The sequence below is a fragment of the Nocardia mikamii NBRC 108933 genome (assembly GCF_001613505.1).
GTDB classification, from domain to species: Bacteria; Actinomycetota; Actinomycetes; order Mycobacteriales; family Mycobacteriaceae; genus Nocardia; species Nocardia mikamii.
This window is the reverse complement of record NZ_BDCM01000008.1, coordinates 108,053-125,633: the sequence shown is the minus strand read 5'-3', so window position 1 is coordinate 125,633 and position 17,581 is coordinate 108,053. Positions and strand designations below refer to the sequence as shown.

The window sequence follows — 17,581 nt, the reverse complement described above, 5'->3', positions numbered from 1 at the left end:
TCACGCCACGGCACGCGGATCGGTCCCCGCAGTGCGCGCGGGGACCGATACCGTTGGACGAGAGGCATTGTCGGGCAGCCACCGGGAGAACCGTTCCACCACCGTCAGCGCGCCCAGCCCGGCATATCCGGCCAGCACGCTTTCGGCCAGCGTCATATCGTCCTCGGGCAACCCGTAGACGGAGACGAACAGACCACGCCGCGACCCCTGCGCGAGCGCCCCGCGGCCCGCGCCCGGCAGCATCGTCTCCTCGACCAGCGCCGGACATCCCGAATGCAGCACGAGCGCGGCCTGCACCCCGAGCGACAGATCGCGAATACGCGGACGATGCCCCGCCGCCGCCGCGGCGATCAGCGAGCCCGGCAGCAACTCCGCCCCGTCCAGATACCCCGGTTCGACAGCCCGCCAGCGCTGCACAGGCGGGAAGTGATCACAGTCCGGTCGACCCGACCAGCGGCGATATGCCCGCTCCAGCAGCACCTGAGTCGCGTCGCGGCAACCGGATTCGTTCGTGACCACGGCCAGCACCCGCAGCTGCCGGCACCGCAGCCGATCGGGCCGCACCCGTTCGATATCGGCGATACTCATCGCCCACCGCCGCTGTCTAATTCGGAGCGCACCGATTCGGCGCGCACCGTCGAGACGCCGCGCACGCGTCCGGTCGCCGGAGTGTGGGCCCGCCGCCACGCGGAGACGAACAGAGCGAAACCGCTCGCCACAGCGACGATCACGGCGAGCATCGCCAGCACCAGCGGTGTCGTCGCCGCCGCGTCGGTGCGGCCCGCGCCACTGGCCCGGATCAGCATCGCCGCGAGCAGGGGACCGAGCAGGGCGAGTCCGGCGGCGGTGAGCAGCAGGCCGCCGGTGGTCAACGCTTCCGGGGTCAGTGATACGCGAACGGACGTGACGGTTTTCGCGCCCACCGACCCGGTTCGCGATCCCAGCAAACTCTTGCGCAACGGCATGACCGCCCCTTTCGTTCACCCGCTCGTCGGTGCATTTGAACTGGGAATTCAAAAGTACAACTCGAATCGCCACGAGTTCATCCAAAGTGATCCAACTGTCACCGGAACGTTGGCAGCAATTCAGCAGCGATCGCCGCGGCGCCCCGGACGACCCGCGCCGGAACGCCGCATGCCGCCCGGGCCGGCCCGAAGGCCACGCCCGGACGGCATGTGGCGCGTCCGTGCAGTCGATGCACGATCGCCGTCGGTGAACGAGGGCTCGGCCCTCGACGGTCAGTGCCCCATCAGCACCGGCGCATCGGCACCTTCCTGGGGCAGTTTCGGTTTGGAGCGCGGCAGGAACGCCGCCGGGATCAACGTCACCAGAACCAGTACCAGGGCGACGATGTAGGTGTGCGCGTAGGCGGTGGCGGCCTGATCGAATCCGGCGTCGAGCTGCTCGGGGGGCAGCTTCTGCGCGATGGTCGGATCGAACTGCGATCCGATCGCCGCCTGCGCCAGCGGACGGTTCTCCAGCATGTTGGTCAGCAGCACCGACATGATCGCGGTACCGATCGAACCGGCCGCCTGGTTGACGATGTTCATCAAGGTCGAACCGCGCGCCACCTGCGCGTGGGTCAGCGTCTGGATCGCGGCGGTCATGGTCGGCATCATCGTGCAGCCCATGCCCAGACCCATCACGAACAGCGCCACACACATCAACGGCAGCGACGTATCGGCCGAGAGCTGGGTGAAGAACACCATGCTCACCGCGATGACGGCCAGACCGCTCATCACCACCTTGCCGGGGCCGATCTTGTCGACCAGTTTGCCGCCGATCGGCATGGTGATCATCGCGCCCAAACCCTGTGGCGCGATGAGCAATCCGGTCACCAGCGTCGACTTACCCTGCACCTGCTGGAGATAGCTGGGCAGCAGCAGACCGGAACCGAAGAACGCCACCGCGAAGAACACCGCGGTCAGCACGGCGAAGGTCAGCTGGCGATTGCGGAACAGATGCAGATCGATCAGCGGATGTTCGGTGCGCAGCGCGTGGAAGACGAAACCGACCATCAGCACCAGGCCGATCGCGGCCGGCACCAGCACCCGCGCCGAGGCCACCGTGTGCTGTTCGGGAATCGAGGACACCCCGAACAGGAACAGCGCCAATCCCGGTGACGCGAGCAGCATCCCGAGAAAATCGAACGATTCCGAGGGTTCGGGCCGGTCCGACGGCAGTACCACGACAGCCAGGATCAACGCGACCACACCGACGGGCAGGTTGATCAGGAAGATCCAGTGCCAGCTGAAACTGCCGATCAGCCAGCCACCGAGAATCGGCCCGAGGATCGGGCCCAGCAGCATCGGCACACCCAGAACCGCCATCACCCGGCCGATCCGCTGCGGTCCGGCCGCGTGGGTCATGATCGTCATACCCAGCGGCATCAGCATGCCGCCGCCGAGGCCCTGCACGACGCGGAACGCGATGAGCGACTCGATGTTCCAGGCCGTGGAGCACAGCACCGAGCCGAGGATGAAGAACGTCAGGGCCAGGATGTAGAGACGTTTGGTGCCGAAGCGGTCGGCGGCCCAGCCGGTCAGCGGGATCACGCTGGCCAGGGCCAGGGTGTAGCCGGTCATCGTCCAGGCCGCGATGGCGTAGCTGGTGTCGAATTCGTGCTGGAACGTCGGCAACGCGACGGTCACGACGGTCACGTCCAGGATCGACATGATCGCGCCGAGCACGACCACACCGGCTACCTTGAACACGGCGGCATCGAGTGAGTCGGACGTGGGATCCGACGTCGCCGCAGGAATATCCGGAGGAGAGGTCACCGCTTCAGCCTGCCAGGTGACCGATCGCTTGACCAGACCCGTTTCCCAGGAGAGGTCATATCGAAACCTCCGACTTTCGTGCCCGATTCGTCCGTTCCGCCCGCGGTCACCGCAGAGCCCGCCCGGCGCGGTCCCGGCGCCCGCACTACATTGGTTCCCACCCGTTCATTCGTTGTCCGGCAAGGAGTTCCCCGCGATAGAAGACCCGGTGCTCGGTTCGACCGGTAGGCTCACATCGCCGATCCGGGGCGCAGGCATGCTCGGGGAGGTCCTGGTCGCGATCAGAGGGGGCACCGAGCTGTACATCGCGCGATCCACCGAACCCTTGGACGCCGGCACCACCGTACTCGTGGTCGCGGTGCATCCCGGCCGGATCGTCGATGTCGTCGAGTGGATCCCGCTGGACTTCGCACCGGGTGGGCAGACAACGAAATAACAAGGGAGACACCAGTGCTGGGCTATCACGTGCCCGATCCCGACGAGGCCATGCTGATCAGCGGCGGCCGCGCCAAGGACAACGCCCCCTTCCGCGTCATCACCGGCCACGGCGCCTGGGTGATGCCGTTCTTCCGCAAGGTCAGCTACCTGTCGCTCGCGATGTTCGAATCCGAGATCCAGGAACGCTGCGTCACCCGTCAAGCCATCCAGCTCGACGTGCGCGCGGTCATCGCCTTCAAGGTCGCCAACGACACCCAGTCGGTGGTCAACGCCGCTCAGCGATTCCTGTCCGAACAGGAACGCGAGATGTCGGTGCTGACCGGGCGCATCTTCTCCGGCCACCTGCGCTCCATCGTCGGTTCCATGACCGTCGAGGAGATCATCCGCGAACGCCAGAAACTCGCCGACGAGGTTCTGGTCGCCTCCAAGGTGGAGATGAGCAACATCGGACTGTGGGTCGACTCGTTCCAGATCCAGTCCATCGACGACGGCGGCCTCGGCTACATCGCCGCCCTCGCCGCACCCCACAACGCCGCCGTGCAGCGCGACGCCCAGATCGCCCAGGCCGCCGCCGCCCAGCTCGCCGCCGAAGCCGAACAGGAATCGCTGCGCAAACAGGCCGAATATCAACGCCAGACCGCGATTCTGCAGGCCGAATACCAGCGCGACATCGACAAGGCCAAAGCCGAGGCCGGCCAGGCCGGCCCCCTCGCCGAAGCCATCGCCCTGCAGGAGGTGCTCACCGCACAGGCCGAACGCGCCCGCAAGGAAGCACAGCTGCGCGAACAGCAATTGCAGGCCGAGGTCGTCAAACCCGCCGAAGCCGAAGCCGAACGCGTGCGCGTGCTCGCCCAGGCCGAGGCCGACCGCACCCGCATCCAGGCCGAGGCGGCCGCCTCCAACAACCGAATCGCGTTGGACCAGTTGCTGATCGAGCAACTCCCCGAAATCGTCAAACAGGCAGCGCTCGGCCTGTCCAACGCCAATCTGACCGTCCTCAACGGACCCGATGGCGTCGGCGAATTGGTCAACGGAATGGTCGGGCAGGGATTGACCGTATTCAACTCGCTGCAAAAGGCTCTTTCCACCGACAACCACTCCGGGGCACCGATAGAGTGACCGCACACGGACGGCTATGAGGAGCAGGTGTAGGTGTCGATCGGGAAATTGGTGTCCTTCGACAGTTCTCGGGGGTTCGGATTCATCCGTCCCGAAGACGGCGGGCCGGACGTATTCGTTCATGTGAACGACATCGGATTGGACGAGGACGAACTGCGGCAGGGGCGAGTATTCGAATTCGATGTCACCGAGGGTGATCGAGGACCCAAGGCGGTCAACCTGACCGCGGTCGGCGGCGCACCGGCGCCACCGCGCCATCGCGGCCGCGGCTCCGGCCAGCTCACCGCCGCCGAACACAAACGGCTGATCACCGAACTGCTGCTCGACGCCAGCCCCGCCCTCACCGCCGGCGAGATCATCACCATCCGCGACCGGCTCGCCGAATTCGCCGACCAGCACGGCTGGCTGGAGAGCTGACCGGAACGGGCGAATGTCCCGCGACCGCGGGCGGCGGCTCTCGGCCTACGATCATGACGACGATGCGGGCGATGAATTTCTCCCGCCCGCACCGTCGGCATGGGTGAGACCGACCCGAGGAGGATCGCGTGGACCTGCCCGTCACGCCGCCGGTGAAACCGATGCTGGCCAAATCCGCCGGCGCCCTGCCTCGCGAGGACACGCTCCTCTACGAGCCCAAATGGGACGGCTTCCGATGCATCGTCTTTCGCGACGGCACCGATATCGAACTCGGTTCCCGCAACGACCGGCCACTCACCCGCTATTTTCCGGAAGTGGTGCGGCTGCTCGACGCGGCGCTGCCCCCGCGGTGCGTCCTCGACGGTGAAATCGTCGTCGTCACCGAACACGGCCTCGATTTCGACGTCCTGCAGAACCGCCTGCACCCCGCGGCCTCCCGCGTGAACAAACTCAGCGTCGAAACACCCGCCGGCTTCGTCGCCTTCGATCTGCTCGCCCTCGGCGACGACGACCTGACCACCCGGCCCTTCCACGAACGCCGGCAACTGCTGGAATCGATCCTCGACACCCCACACGAGGGCATCCACCTCACTCCCCTCACCTCCGACCCCGACACCGCCCAGGACTGGTTCACCCGATTCGAGGGCGCCGGCTTCGACGGCGTGATGGTCAAATCCCGCGACCTGCCCTACATGCAGGACAAACGCGTCATGGTCAAGGTCAAACACGAACGCACCGCCGACTGCGTCGTCGCCGGGTTCCGCTGGCACAAGGACGGCCAAGGCGTCGGCTCCCTGCTACTGGGCCTCTACGACGAGGACGGCAACCTGCACCACGTCGGCGTCGCCAGCAGCTTCACCGCCGCCCGCCGCCGGCAACTCGTCGACGAACTGGCGCCGCTGCGCGAAGGCGCACTCGACAACCACCCCTGGCGCACCTGGGCCGACGCCGCCGCCCAAGCCAAGGCCGAAGGCAAGATGCCCGGCGGCATCAGCCGCTGGACCGGCGGCAAGGACCTGTCCTGGGAACCCCTGCGGCCCGAACTGGTCGCCGAGGTCCGCTACGAGCACCTCATGGCCGGGCGATTACGCCACGGCGGGCGCCTGGTCCGCTTCCGCGACGACCGCACCCCGCGATCGTGCACCTACGCCCAACTCGAAGAAGTCGCGCCCGCCGAACTCGCCGACATCTTCACCGCCGCGAAAGCGCAGGCCCAGCCGTGAGCGAAGCCATCGACATCGACACCGACGGCGTGACCGTCCGCATCAGCAACCCCGACAAGATCTACTTCAGCAAACGCGGCGAAACCAAACTCGACCTCGTCCGCTACTACCAGGCCGTGGCCCAACCTCTGCTGCGCACCATCGGCAACCGCCCCGTGCTGCTCGAACGCTATCCCGACGGCGCCGGCGGCAAATCCTGGTTCCAGAAACGCGTCCCGAAATCGGTCCCCGACTGGTTACAGACCGTGCAGGTCTCCACCCCCAACGGCACCGCCAGCGACGCCCTGGTCGCCGCCGACCTCGCCCACATCCTCTGGGCGGTCAACCTCGGCTGCCTCGGCTTCCACGTCTGGCCCAATCACGTTCCCGCAGGCGGAGTCCCGGCCCGCACCGAAGGCGAGATCGGCGACCTCGACATCAGCGACGAACTGCGCATCGACCTCGACCCCTCCCCCGGCATCGGCTTCGACGACCTGCGCCATGTCGCCGTCCTCACCCGCGAGCTGCTCGCCGAACTCGGCATCGACGCCCGCGTCAAAACCTCCGGATCCCGCGGCCTGCACATCTACGCCGTCCTCGAACCCGTCTGGGACGGCTACCAGGTCCGCGCCGCCGCGGTCGCCATGGCCCGCGAACTCGAACGACGCCACCCCGACCTGATCACCGCCAACTGGTGGAAAGAGGAACGCGGACAACGCGTCTTCATCGACTACAACCAGAACGCACCACACAAGACCGTCTTCGGCGCCTGGTGTGTGCGCCCCAAGGTCGGCGCCCAGGTCTCGACCCCCATCGCCTGGGACGCATTGGATGCGATCGTGCCGGACGAACTCACCATCGCCACGGTCCCCGAACGGCTCGCCGCATCCGGCGACCCCTGGGCCGACCGCACCCCGCAATCGATCCAGCCGCTGCTCGAAATGTCGCGCTGCGACTTCGACTCCGGCCTGCTCGACGCACCCTGGCCACCGAACTACCCGAAGATGCCCAACGAACCACCGCGCGTCCAACCCAGCCGCGCCCGCACCCCCGGCTGAGGACTCACACCCTCGGCGGCGCCGTCAGCGAGCCTGCTCGATCCGCGGGAACGTGGTCTCGACCAACGCCATCAGCACATCCGCGAGCAGATGATGCACCTGCTCACGATTCAAGCTGCGGCGCGTAATCCATTCGCGCCCAGCGGTTTTCACCATACCGCTGTAGGCGCGGACCAGGGCCCGCAACTCGTCGTCGCGCGCCGACCCGGACAGGCCCACCATCTGCAACAACCGGTCGGCCGCCGCGTCGTCGGCCTCGTCCAGGATGCGCTGCACCTCCGGATCGTCCCCGATCCCCTCGTGCCCGGTCACCTTCACCCAGGTACTGCCCAAACCGCTGATCGTGTCCAGCAGCCACGACACGCTCGCATCCACCCGCTCGCGCGGCGTACCCGTGGGCATCACCATGTAATCGGCGCGCGGCAACGTCACCATCCGCCGCACCACCGCCAGATACAGATCGCGCTTGTTGCCGAAATAGTGATTGATCAGCCCGCGCGCCACCCCCGCGCGCTGCGCGAGTTCAGCGGTCGACACCGCCGCATAGGGGCGTTCGCCGAACATCTCGATGGCGCAGGCCAGAATCTGGGCGCGCCGTTCGTCCGGCTCCAGCCGGCGCCGCCGAGCCGAATCGGCATCGGCCGGCACCGGCTGGGTCGTGGTGTCAGAGTGAGCGGGCAATGAGATCCTTCATCACCTCGTTGGAACCGGCGAGGATGCGCAGCACGCGCGCACCGGTGTACAGCTGGGAAATCGGGTACTCCGTCATGTATCCATAACCACCGAACAGTTGCAGACAGCGGTCCACCACAATACCCAACTGGTCGGTAAGCCAGTACTTCGACATCGCAGCGGTGGGAATGTCCAGCTCACCCCGCAGATGCTTGCCGATCGCATCGTCGAGGAACGTCCGGCTCACCCGCGCGATCGTCGCACACTCGGCCAGCTCGAACTTCGTGTTCTGCATCGCGAACAGCGGCTTGCCGAAAGCCTCACGACCCTTGGTGTATTCGACGGTCAACTCCACCGCCCGCTCCATCATCGACACCGCCATGATCGCGGTCACCAGCCGCTCCTGCGCCAGCAGCTGCATCATCTGATAGAAGCCCTGCCCCTCGGCCTCACCCAGCAGATTCGACGCCGGCACCCGCAGGCCGTCGAAGAACAACTCCGCGGTGTCCTGCGCCTTACCGCCGATCTTGTTCAGGATCCGGCCGCGCCGGAAACCGGGCGTCTCGTCGCTCACCTCGGCGAAGATCAGCGACACACCCGCCGCGCCCTTCGTCGGATCGGTCTTGGCCGCGATGATGATGCCGTCGCACAACCAGCCGTTGGAGATGAAGATCTTCGACCCGGTGATCACGTACTCGTCGCCCTCGCGCACCGCGCGAGTCTTGATGTTCTGCAGATCCGACCCCGTCCCCGGCTCGGTCATGCCGATCGACAGCACCATCTCACCGCTGGCCGCCTTCGGCAGCACCCGGCGCTTGAGGTCCTCGGACCCGAAGTGATGGATGTAGGGCGCGATGATCGACGAATGCACCGGCATACCCAGTGAGCCGTCACCGGCATAGGACTGCGCCTCGATCAACGCCGCCTCGTGCGCGAAAGTGCCACCGCCGCCGCCGTATTCGGACGGAATCGCGGCGCACAGCAGACCCAGCTCACCCGCCCGGTTGTACAGTTCGCGGTCCGGATGCCCCTGCGCGACGAACTTCTCCTCGTTCGGCAGGACTTCCTTCTCGAAGAAGGTCTTCGCCAGATCCCGGACGGCCTCGACCTCATCGTCGCTCCACGCGGCGCGCGCCATCGTTACTTCCTTCGTCTCGTACCCAGGACCGGACCGCACCGGCCCCGCGCACCAGCCTGGCGCACTATTGGCGGCATGTCAACAACGCCGTTCAGTGTGCCTCGCGCGCGGTATTCACCTCCGCGAGCGTGCTGAAAATCGGAACCTCCGGATCCGCCACGATTCGCTGCCGCCGCAGAAACCCATCGATCAGCGACCACACCAACTCGGTGAGTTCCGCCACGAAATCCGCGCTGGTCCGCCTCGGCGCCTCCGAACCCTCCAGCCACAGATCCGTCGTCGCCACCACTACACCGACGACCGCCCGCGCCAGATAGTCCAGCCCCACCGTCTCGATCGGTACCGCCTCCGCGATCGACCGCGCGAGCTTCGCGAACCGCCGCGCCGCATCGCGGCCCAGGTCGAATTGCATCACCGCCCCCACCGCCTCACCACCCGAGCGGCTCGCCTGCGCCGTCTGCACCACCGGCGCCCGCATCAAGAAGCGAAAGACATTGGGATGGGCCAGAATTCCGGCGGCATACGCGGTGAACACCCGCTGCAGCGCGGGCCGCGGCGGCTGCAACAGCAACGTCATGTCCTGCCCCGCCGCGGCGAACGCATCGCGCGACATCCGATCGGCGATCTCCGTGTACAGATCCGCCTTGTCCGCGAACTGCCGATACAACCGCGGTTTCGTCATCCCCGCCGCGCGGGCGATGTCGTCCATACTCGGCTGCGGTCCGTCCCGATCGATCACACGGATCGCCGCGTCCACGATCTCCTCCCGCGTAACCCCCGGCGCGGCTCGCCGTCCGGCCCGAGACACCATGGGCACCTCCCAGCCGAGCGAATAGTTCCACTCAGGCTACACGTACCGGCGGTACGAAATCGACCGCCGATCGTTCACCCGCCGAAATCCCCGACCCTCGAGCAGATCTGCCACCGAGGCGCGCCGGCGGAAAGCCGATCGCGTACTGTCGGTACCGTTGACCGTACCGGCAGTACGAGCGGCTCCGTCCCGCGCTCACGAGGTAGACCGATGAACCCAGCCCGCACCCCCTCCCGCCACCGCACCGTCACCGCCCCCGGCGGCGACCTCGCCGTCTACGAATACGGCCACCCCGAAGCCGACACCATCGTGCTGATCCCCGGCATCACCGACACCCACCGCATCTGGAACCACGTCGCCACCGGACTCGCCGACAGCTTCCACGTGGTCACCTACGACGTCCGCGGACACGGCCGCTCCAGCGCACCCACCCGCACCCACCGCTACCGGCTGCCCCACCTCGCCGACGACCTGTTCGCCGTCCTCGACGCCGTCAGCCCCCGCACACCTGCCCACCTCGCCGGCCACGGCTGGGGCGCGATCCAGCTCTGGTACGCCCTCGGCGACCCGCGCGCCAATACCCGCATCGCCTCCGCCACCGCCCTGTCGGCACCCCACCTCGACCACTTGGCCCTCGCACTGCGCGACCTCCGCTGCCCCCGCAGCCCCTGGTGGCGGCTACCGCGTCTGAGCTGGCTGGTCCTCGGCCGCCGCCTCCTGCACTGGCCCCGCCTGCGCGCCCGGATCGTCCCCCAGGCGGGCACCTGGCCCACCGACCTGCTCGCCGGCGCCCGAATCGTCTCGGCCAACCTCATCCACCACCTGCGCCACCCGCGCCCGCAACACACCGCCGTACCGGTCCAGCTCATCCTCGACCGCGCCGACACCGCCGCCCTGCCCAGCCTGCGACACCACATCCGCCGCGACGTCGACCGCCTCTGGCTGCGCGAACTGCCCGCCGACCCCTGGCTGCCGCTGACCGAGCCGCTGCTGGTCGTGGAAGCCATCGCCAACTTCATCGACGACCAGCACACCGACCACCGGCCCATCCACTACACCCCGCGCTGAGGAGCCCCGGTAGCTCCCAACAGCAGCGATGAGACAATAGGCGGCGGCACACCCCCGCACACGAAGGATCATCCGGCAGCACGATGGCTGAGCACACCACGACGACCGCGCCCACCACGTCCCCGCCGGACACCATCGATGCCGAGGAGCTGGCGATCTGCCTGCGCGTCCTCGACCAGGCCGCACTGCTCGACGACAACCACCCCGACTCCGTCGCGGTACAGCGTGCGGTCGGGCACCTGTTCAAGAAACTGAAGCGCCGTCGCCGCGATCAGGCCCGCGCCGCCGTCGCCGAAGCCGACCGGGCGGTGGTCGCCGCCACCGCCACCGGCTCCCCCCACCGCATCGACGACGAGACGGCCGGCATCCCGCTGTCCACCTCCGTCGACGGCGACGCCGCGGGCACACTGCTGCGCGCACGGCCCTGCTACATCTGCAAACAGCGCTACACCCGCGTCGACCGCTTCTATCACCAGCTGTGCCCCGACTGCGCCGCCCACAACCACGCCAAACGCGACGCCCGCACCGACCTGTCCGGCCGCCGCGCGCTGCTCACCGGCGGCCGCGCCAAGATCGGCATGTACATCGCCCTGCGGCTGCTGCGCGACGGCGCCCACACCACCGTCACCACCCGCTTTCCCAACGACGCGATCCGCCGCTTCACCGCCCAGCCCGACAGCGCCGAATGGCTGCACCGGCTGCGCATCGTCGGCATCGACCTGCGCGATCCGGCCCAGGTCGTCGCCCTCGCAGACGATGTCGCCGCGCAGGGGCCACTGGACATCATCATCAACAACGCGGCTCAGACCGTCCGCCGCTCGGCCGGCGCCTACGCCGCGCTCGTCGAGGCCGAATCCGCGCCGCTCCCCGCGGGTGAACTACCCGACACCATCACCTTCGGCCACACCACCCAGGCCCACCCGAACGCACTGACCGCCTCCCTGCACTCCGCGCCGGCACCGACCACCCTGTCCGCCGCCGAGGTCACCGATCTCGCCCTGGTCGCGGGATCCGCCACCCCCGAACGCATTTCGCGTGGCGTGGCGATCGATGCCGGTGGGCTGGTACCCGATCTCGCCCACACCAACAGCTGGGTACAGACCGTCGCCGAGGTCGACGCCACCGAACTGCTCGAAGTGCAGCTGTGCAACTCGACCGCGCCCTTCCTGTTGATCTCCCGGCTGCGGCCCGCGCTCGCCGCATCACCGGCCCGCCGCAAATACGTCGTCAACGTCTCCGCCATGGAAGGTGTCTTCGGCCGCGGCTACAAGGGTCCCGGCCACCCGCACACCAATATGGCCAAGGCCGCGCTCAACATGCTCACCCGGACCAGCGCCCGCGAGATGTTCGAGACCGACCGCATCCTCATGACCGCCGTCGACACCGGCTGGATCACCGACGAGCGCCCGCACTACACCAAGGTCCGGCTCGCCGAGGAGGGGTTCCACGCTCCCCTCGACCTCGTCGACGGCGCCGCCCGCGTCTACGACCCGATCGTGCGCGGCGAAGACGGCGTCGACCTCTTCGGCTGCTTCCTCAAGGACTACGCGCCGTCCAACTGGTGAAGTTCGGCCACGTCGGTGGCCTTCTTTTGGACGAGAGTTTTCGGGATCGACTGGCTATGAGTGGGCTAGGAAAAACATGTTTAGATGCGCATATCTGCGTATCAATATTGAACATAGCCCAACCCAAGCCAGATGTGGCTTCCGATCTCGCCGAGCGCTCAAATCTCCAGTGCGACAACAGGCATCCCGGACCTCTACTTTCCAGCCGGCCGCGGCGCCACCCCCCTTTGCAGCCCGTCGGCGCAGATTTTTCCGTCCCAGCCGCTTGACGGCGCCGCTCCCCAGCAGGTCGGCGACACCGGGGCACGCCTACCGATAGATTGTTAGATGCGCATATGTGCGTACCGATATCTTCAAGCTGTCGATCCACTGCCCCGCGATCGGAAGGTCATGGGAGGCAAAGACGTTCACCGGGGGTGCTCCGTAGCCGACGGTGAAATTCCGCGCACGTGGGCGACGATCGCCTTAGTCTGGATTACGTGATGTACCGGCTGCTGGCAGATGCCACCGCGGGTGTGCATTTCCTGTTCATCGCCTACCTCGTCGTCGGCGGGTTCGTCGCGTGGCGGTGGCGGTGGACGATCTGGACCCACATCGCCGCGGTGGCCTGGGGTTTCAGCACGGTCCTCGTCGGCGTCGACTGCCCGCTGACGTTTCTGGAGACGTGGGCCAGGGAACGCGGTGGCGAAGCCGGCCTACCGTCGACCGGCTTCATCGCCCACTACCTCACCGGGGTTCTCTATCCGCGCAGCGCCTTGGACCTGGTGCGTGTCCTGGTCGTGGCGCTGGTGGCGGTCTCGTGGATCGGCTTCGTCCAGCTGGGCAGGCGCCGGCGGTACCGATCGCATCACGCGGTCGCCGAATAACATCCGTGCCCGTGTTATTCCCGGCTCATCGCCCGTACCGCACGGACGACGTCGTCACCGGTCAGCTGATCACCGGCGGGGGCGATCAACCACTGCAGTGCGATGCCTTGGAACAGCGCGAAATACAGTTTCGCGACCGCGCGGGCATCTCCGGCCGACAGCTCGGGATGCACCTCACGCAGCGGCTCGACGAGTCCCGCGTAGACCTCTTCGGTGGCATGGGAGAAGTACTCCTGCGATTCCGGTGAGCGCGCCACCCGCACCCCGTTCTCGAAGCTGAGAATCAGCTGGTCCGGGTGGTTCTGGATGACGTCCATCATGCCGTTCCAGGTGGCCTCCAGCGATTGCGCCAGGGTGCGCCCCTCCCCCGCGTCGCGGATGGCCTCTTCCATCCCCCGGCCGATCTCGTCACCGGTGACCTCCGCGATGGCCTCGGCGACCAATCGGTCCTTCGTGCCGAAGTGATAGCCGATGGCGGCCAGGCTGACCCCGGCCGCGCCGGCGATATCGCGTGCGGTCACCTTGGCGAGACCTCGCTCCAGAATCGCCTTCCTCGCCCCGGCCAACAGATCCTCTCGATTACCCATAAGTCCAGGTTACAACGTCTTAGACATTTGTACTAGACAAACGTGCCAGCCGTATGGCACATTTGTCTAAGACGTTCGGACCAACCGATAGGAACCGCCACCATGAACACCGTCTCCCGCCCCCTGCACATCCTGATCTCCGGCGGCGGCATCGCCGGCAATGCCGTTGCGCTGCAACTGCTTCGAGCCGGCGTCGCGGTCACCGTCGCGGAGCGCGCCACCGCTCTCCGCCCGGGCGGACAGGCGGTCGATCTGCGCGGGCCCAGCCGCGAAGTGGCCGAGCGCATGGGCCTGATGCCGGGCATCGCCGAGTATCAGCTCGAAGAACTCGGCATCTCCTACATCGATCACAAGGGCCGCACCTACGCGAACATGTCGATGGAGCACTTCGAAGGCAAGGGCCCGGTGGCCGAAATCGAGATCACCCGCGGCGACCTGAACCAGGTGCTGCTCGACGCCGTCGCCGCGGCCGGCGGCGAGCTGGACTACCGCTACGGCGACTGGATCGAATCGCTGACCCAGGACGACACCGGCGTGACGGTGGGGTTCGCCTCGGGACGCAGCGGGCGCTTCGACCTCGTCGTCGGTGCCGACGGCGTGCATTCGGCGACCCGGCGACTGGCCTTCGGCCCGGAGGAGCAGTTCAGCACATTCCTCGGTGGATACGCCTCGTTCTTCACGATGCCCACCCCGGAGGGGCTCACGCCCGGCTGGTTCGCGATGCAGCTGGTTCCCTCCGCCGCGGTGGGTTTGCGGCCCGACCGCGATCCCGCCACCGCGAAGGCGATTCTCACCCTGCTCGGCGAGCCCGACCCGGCGCTGCGCCGCGATACCGCCGCTCAGCAGCGGCTGATCCACGAGAAGATCGGCTCCCAGCCGCACTGGCACGCACCGACGATCCTGGCGGCGATGACCGAGGCCGACGACTTCTACTTCGACGAACTCGCGCGCATCGACATGCCCACTCTGGCGGCCGGCCGCGTGACTCTCGTCGGCGACGCCGGATACTGCGGCTCCCCGATGACCGGAATGGGCACCGCCATGGCGCTCGTCGGCGCCTACATCCTCGCCGGTGAGCTCGCGGCCGATCCCGGCGATGTGCCGGCGGCGCTGCGCCGTTACGAGGACAAGGTCACGCCGTTCCTCGGCAAGGCCAAGGAACTTCCCGGCGGCGGCATCGATATGATGCTGTCCCCCAGCGACTTCGGCACATCGCTGCGCCGGACCGCCAACCGGATCATGATGTCGAAGCCGATGCGGCCGGTGATGATGAAGCTGTTCTTCGGCAAGACCGACGAATACGAACTTCCCGCGTACGCGGCCTCCACCGCCGTGACCGGCCGGTAGGCGCGGGCTACAGCTGGGCCGTCGTGCCCGGCGCCAATCCCTCGGCGAGCCGCAGCTTGGCCGCCACATCCGAGAGCAGCTCGATCGAGGAGGCGGACAGTCCGGCCGCGGTGGTGAGCAGCCGCCGCAACGCCGGATCCTCCACCGCCGACGACACCAGGTCGTCCCCGGGGGCAGGATCGCCCGGCCCGCCGTCGTTGAACCGGGTCATTTCCACCGCCAGCACCCTGGCCACGGTCTCGACCAGCGCTTGTGACGGGTTGTCCCGGTTGCCCGAGCGCAGCTGGGACAGATAGGTCGCCGACACCGGATGCCCGGCCTGCGTCACGCGAAAAGCCAACGCGCGATTGGTCATCCGGGTACCGTGCACCTGCTCCCATTGCGCGACGACATCGTTGAAACGGTCCGCGAATCTCACCGGCGAAACACCCCCAGGCCGCTGCGAGAAACGCGCACGGACCACAACACGAGAAATGACATGTCGAAACTACCCCCGGCCGCATCGTTTCGCGCGCCGACAGGCCGGACGGGGCGAGCCGGCGGCGGGCCGCTACTCTCGCACCGTGCGGCAGACGATCATGGTGGACGTAGACACCGGAATCGACGATGCGCTGGCACTGCTGTATCTGCTGGCGGATCCGCAGCTGGAGATCGCCGGAATCGCCTCGACCGGAGGCAATGTGCCCACCGCGCAGGTCGCGGCGAACAATCTGGCTCTGCTGGATCTGTGCCGGGCACCGGCCATCGAAGTGGCGCTGGGGGCGGCGCAGCCGTTGGCGATTCCGCTGCGCACCACCGAGGACACCCACGGGCCGCACGGAATCGGCTATGCCGAATTGCCGCCTTCGCCGCGCCCGCTGTCGGATCGTTCGGCGGCACAGCTGTGGGTCGACACCGTCCGGGCGAGTCCCGGCGCGGTCCTGGGCCTGTGCACCGGGCCGTTGACGAATCTGGCCCTGGCACTGGAACTGGAACCCCAACTGCCGCACCTGCTTCGGCGGCTGGTGATCATGGGGGGCGCGTTCCGGCATCCCGGTAACACCACCCCCACCAACGAGTGGAACGTGCATGTCGACCCGGAGGCCGCCAAAGTGGTCTTCGACGCGTTCTCCTCGGTGCCGCAGGATCGGCGACCGATCGTCTGCGCGCTCGACATCACCGAATCGATCGAGATGTTCCCGGAACATCTGCGACGGATCGCCGAACGGGCACACTGCGCCGGCGCCGCGATGCCCGCACCCGGCGATCCGCCCGGCCTCCGGTCCGAGGCCACCAATCCGATCGTGCGGTTCCTGATCGACGCGGTCCGGTTCTACTTCGAGTTCCACCAGCACTACGACCAGGGGTACCTGGCGCATATGCACGATCCGTTCGCCGCGGCGGTCGCGCTCGAACCGACCCTGGCGGTGCTGCGCCCGGCCACCGTGGACGTCGAGCTGGCCGGCACCCTTACCCGCGGCAGCACGGTCGCCGATTGGGCGGGGATGTGGGGCCGCACGCCCAATGCCGATATCGCGGTCGGCACCGATCCGGCCGCCTTCTTCGACCGCTTGATCGCGCGCATCGGTGATTTCGCGGCGACGCTGTATCCGCCGGTGGCACAGGAGGTTCGGTGACGGTCGACGACGGGGACCGGGCGGCGGTCGCGCAGTTCCGGGACCGGACGGGGCTGCCCGGAATCATCGATGTGCACACCCATTTCATGCCCGATCGGGTGCTGCGCAAGGTGTGGGCGTATTTCGATTCCGTGGGTCCGCTGATCGGGCGGCCGTGGCCGATCGCCTATCGCGACGACGAGCAGCAGCGCCTGGATACGCTCCGCGGTTTCGGAGTGCGCGCGTTCACCTCCCTGGTATATCCGCACAAGCCCGATATGGCGGCGTGGCTGAACGAGTGGGCGGCCGACTTCGCGGCACGAACCCCGGACTGCCTGCACACCGCAACCTTCTATCCCGAACACGGCGCCGGCAGCTATGTGAGCGCGGCGATCGAATCCGGAGCGCGCATCTTCAAATCGCATATCCAGGTCGGTGACTATCACCCGGGCGATCCGTTGCTGACCGAGGTGTGGGGGCTGTTGTCCGAGGCCGGGATTCCGGTGCTGATCCACTGCGGATCGGGCCCGGCGCCGGGGGAATTCACCGGACCGGAGCCGATCGCGGCGCTGCTGCAGCGGTTTCCGCGCCTGACGCTGATCATCGCCCATATGGGCGTGCCCGAGTACTCCGAATTTCTCGACCTCGCTCAGCGCTACGACAACGTGCACCTCGACACCACGATGTCGTTCACCGACTTCATCGAGGAACGAAACCCGTTCCCGCGCAACGAGTACTCGCGACTGGCCGACGTGGGTGAGCGCATTCTGTTCGGCAGCGACTTCCCGAACATCCCGTACTCCTACGTTCATGCGCTGGAAGCACTCGAACGGCTCGATCTGGGTGCGGACTGGCTGCGGGCGGTCTGCTACGGCAATGCGGCGCGACTGTTCCGGGTGAGGTGAGCTGTCCGGGGAC

19 protein-coding genes are annotated in these 17,581 nt (G+C 67.4%); 11 read left to right on the top strand and 8 right to left on the bottom strand.

The features are described 5' to 3' along the window. The 3 genes from NMI01S_RS11140 to NMI01S_RS11130 form a co-directional block, all read right to left on the bottom strand. A complete protein-coding gene (locus NMI01S_RS11140; protein ID WP_062996267.1) occupies positions 1 to 588 on the bottom strand; it encodes a hypothetical protein in 588 nt (195 codons plus the stop codon). Then, positions 585 to 965, bottom strand: a complete 381-nt coding sequence (locus tag NMI01S_RS11135) for a hypothetical protein (protein WP_062996265.1) — start codon at positions 963 to 965, stop codon at positions 585 to 587. Before NMI01S_RS11135 ends, NMI01S_RS11140 begins: the two co-directional genes overlap by 4 nt. Positions 966 to 1,238: 273 nt before the next feature. Then, positions 1,239 to 2,780 (bottom strand): DHA2 family efflux MFS transporter permease subunit, encoded by a 1,542-nt coding sequence (locus tag NMI01S_RS11130; protein WP_062996263.1) that lies wholly within the window; start codon positions 2,778 to 2,780, stop codon positions 1,239 to 1,241. Here NMI01S_RS11130 and NMI01S_RS36640 point away from each other — a divergent pair. From NMI01S_RS36640 to NMI01S_RS11105, 5 genes are all read left to right on the top strand, one after another. Next, a complete protein-coding gene (locus NMI01S_RS36640; protein ID WP_501193596.1) occupies positions 2,674 to 3,216 on the top strand; it encodes an NfeD C-terminal domain-containing protein in 543 nt (180 codons plus the stop codon). The genes NMI01S_RS11130 and NMI01S_RS36640 overlap by 107 nt on opposite strands. A 14-nt stretch (positions 3,217 to 3,230) precedes the next feature. Next, positions 3,231 to 4,337, top strand: a complete 1,107-nt coding sequence (locus NMI01S_RS11120; protein ID WP_062996262.1) for an SPFH domain-containing protein — start codon at positions 3,231 to 3,233, stop codon at positions 4,335 to 4,337. Positions 4,338 to 4,370: 33 nt separating this feature from the next. Continuing rightward, the gene (locus NMI01S_RS11115) at positions 4,371 to 4,754 is read left to right on the top strand and encodes a cold-shock protein (protein ID WP_063920707.1); all 384 of its coding nucleotides are present in this window, start codon (positions 4,371 to 4,373) and stop codon (positions 4,752 to 4,754) included. A gap of 128 nt (positions 4,755 to 4,882) precedes the next feature. Beyond that, complete coding sequence (locus NMI01S_RS11110) at positions 4,883 to 5,977, top strand: ATP-dependent DNA ligase (protein ID WP_084512855.1); 1,095 nt, start codon at positions 4,883 to 4,885, stop codon at positions 5,975 to 5,977. Continuing rightward, on the top strand, positions 5,974 to 7,014 hold the full coding sequence (locus tag NMI01S_RS11105) for a DNA polymerase domain-containing protein (protein ID WP_062996260.1): 1,041 nt from the start codon (positions 5,974 to 5,976) through the stop codon (positions 7,012 to 7,014). The genes NMI01S_RS11110 and NMI01S_RS11105 overlap by 4 nt, the downstream gene beginning before the upstream one ends. Before the next feature lie 24 nt (positions 7,015 to 7,038). On the opposite strand, the gene NMI01S_RS11100 is transcribed toward NMI01S_RS11105, so the two are convergent. The 3 genes from NMI01S_RS11100 to NMI01S_RS11090 form a co-directional block, all read right to left on the bottom strand. Then, on the bottom strand, positions 7,039 to 7,695 hold the full coding sequence (locus NMI01S_RS11100) for a TetR/AcrR family transcriptional regulator (RefSeq protein ID WP_051042408.1): 657 nt from the start codon (positions 7,693 to 7,695) through the stop codon (positions 7,039 to 7,041). Further along, the gene (locus NMI01S_RS11095) at positions 7,679 to 8,824 is read right to left on the bottom strand and encodes an acyl-CoA dehydrogenase family protein (RefSeq protein ID WP_062996258.1); all 1,146 of its coding nucleotides are present in this window, start codon (positions 8,822 to 8,824) and stop codon (positions 7,679 to 7,681) included. Before NMI01S_RS11095 ends, NMI01S_RS11100 begins: the two co-directional genes overlap by 17 nt. Before the next feature lie 91 nt (positions 8,825 to 8,915). Continuing rightward, positions 8,916 to 9,635: a TetR/AcrR family transcriptional regulator gene (locus NMI01S_RS11090; protein WP_062996256.1), complete on the bottom strand. Its 720-nt coding sequence runs from the start codon at positions 9,633 to 9,635 to the stop codon at positions 8,916 to 8,918. 210 nt (positions 9,636 to 9,845) lie between these two features. Between NMI01S_RS11090 and NMI01S_RS11085 the strand changes: the two genes are divergently transcribed. From NMI01S_RS11085 to NMI01S_RS11075, 3 genes are all read left to right on the top strand, one after another. Beyond that, positions 9,846 to 10,703 carry an alpha/beta fold hydrolase gene (locus NMI01S_RS11085; RefSeq protein ID WP_062996254.1) on the top strand — a complete coding sequence of 286 codons (858 nt, stop codon included), beginning with the start codon at positions 9,846 to 9,848 and terminating at the stop codon, positions 10,701 to 10,703. Between the two features lie 83 nt (positions 10,704 to 10,786). Beyond that, positions 10,787 to 12,268 carry an SDR family NAD(P)-dependent oxidoreductase gene (locus tag NMI01S_RS11080; RefSeq protein ID WP_062996252.1) on the top strand — a complete coding sequence of 494 codons (1,482 nt, stop codon included), beginning with the start codon at positions 10,787 to 10,789 and terminating at the stop codon, positions 12,266 to 12,268. Between the two features lie 482 nt (positions 12,269 to 12,750). Next, positions 12,751 to 13,134, top strand: coding sequence for a DUF2784 domain-containing protein (locus tag NMI01S_RS11075; RefSeq protein WP_439956255.1), 384 nt, complete (start codon positions 12,751 to 12,753; stop codon positions 13,132 to 13,134). 14 nt (positions 13,135 to 13,148) lie between these two features. On the opposite strand, the gene NMI01S_RS11070 is transcribed toward NMI01S_RS11075, so the two are convergent. Next, positions 13,149 to 13,721 (bottom strand): TetR/AcrR family transcriptional regulator, encoded by a 573-nt coding sequence (locus NMI01S_RS11070; protein ID WP_062996248.1) that lies wholly within the window; start codon positions 13,719 to 13,721, stop codon positions 13,149 to 13,151. A gap of 102 nt (positions 13,722 to 13,823) precedes the next feature. Between NMI01S_RS11070 and NMI01S_RS11065 the strand changes: the two genes are divergently transcribed. Beyond that, entirely contained in the window at positions 13,824 to 15,068 is a 1,245-nt protein-coding gene (locus tag NMI01S_RS11065) for an FAD-dependent monooxygenase (protein ID WP_062996246.1), read from the top strand. Between the two features lie 7 nt (positions 15,069 to 15,075). Here the strand turns inward: NMI01S_RS11065 and NMI01S_RS11060 are convergent, their stop codons facing one another. Beyond that, positions 15,076 to 15,486 carry a hypothetical protein gene (locus NMI01S_RS11060; protein ID WP_062996244.1) on the bottom strand — a complete coding sequence of 137 codons (411 nt, stop codon included), beginning with the start codon at positions 15,484 to 15,486 and terminating at the stop codon, positions 15,076 to 15,078. A 160-nt stretch (positions 15,487 to 15,646) separates the two neighbouring features. On the opposite strand from NMI01S_RS11060, the gene NMI01S_RS11055 reads away from it, so the two are divergent. Both NMI01S_RS11055 and NMI01S_RS11050 read left to right on the top strand, forming a co-directional pair. Next, the gene (locus NMI01S_RS11055; RefSeq protein ID WP_062996437.1) at positions 15,647 to 16,684 is read left to right on the top strand and encodes a nucleoside hydrolase; all 1,038 of its coding nucleotides are present in this window, start codon (positions 15,647 to 15,649) and stop codon (positions 16,682 to 16,684) included. Continuing rightward, positions 16,681 to 17,568 (top strand): amidohydrolase family protein, encoded by an 888-nt coding sequence (locus NMI01S_RS11050; RefSeq protein WP_062996242.1) that lies wholly within the window; start codon positions 16,681 to 16,683, stop codon positions 17,566 to 17,568. Before NMI01S_RS11055 ends, NMI01S_RS11050 begins: the two co-directional genes overlap by 4 nt. Positions 17,569 to 17,581: the final 13 nt, after the last annotated feature.

Coding starts and splice junctions, on each gene's coding strand:
- NMI01S_RS11075 (WP_439956255.1), top strand. CDS start 12,751: ATGTACCGGCTGCTGGCAGATGCCACCGCGGGTGTGCATTTCCTGTTC.
- NMI01S_RS11135 (WP_062996265.1), bottom strand. CDS start 965: ATGCCGTTGCGCAAGAGTTTGCTGGGATCGCGAACCGGGTCGGTGGGC.
- NMI01S_RS36640 (WP_501193596.1), top strand. CDS start 2,674: ATGATCGCGCCGAGCACGACCACACCGGCTACCTTGAACACGGCGGCA.
- NMI01S_RS11065 (WP_062996246.1), top strand. CDS start 13,824: ATGAACACCGTCTCCCGCCCCCTGCACATCCTGATCTCCGGCGGCGGC.
- NMI01S_RS11140 (WP_062996267.1), bottom strand. CDS start 588: ATGAGTATCGCCGATATCGAACGGGTGCGGCCCGATCGGCTGCGGTGC.
- NMI01S_RS11080 (WP_062996252.1), top strand. CDS start 10,787: ATGGCTGAGCACACCACGACGACCGCGCCCACCACGTCCCCGCCGGAC.
- NMI01S_RS11090 (WP_062996256.1), bottom strand. CDS start 9,635: ATGGTGTCTCGGGCCGGACGGCGAGCCGCGCCGGGGGTTACGCGGGAG.
- NMI01S_RS11055 (WP_062996437.1), top strand. CDS start 15,647: ATGGTGGACGTAGACACCGGAATCGACGATGCGCTGGCACTGCTGTAT.
- NMI01S_RS11085 (WP_062996254.1), top strand. CDS start 9,846: ATGAACCCAGCCCGCACCCCCTCCCGCCACCGCACCGTCACCGCCCCC.
- NMI01S_RS11095 (WP_062996258.1), bottom strand. CDS start 8,824: ATGGCGCGCGCCGCGTGGAGCGACGATGAGGTCGAGGCCGTCCGGGAT.
- NMI01S_RS11070 (WP_062996248.1), bottom strand. CDS start 13,721: ATGGGTAATCGAGAGGATCTGTTGGCCGGGGCGAGGAAGGCGATTCTG.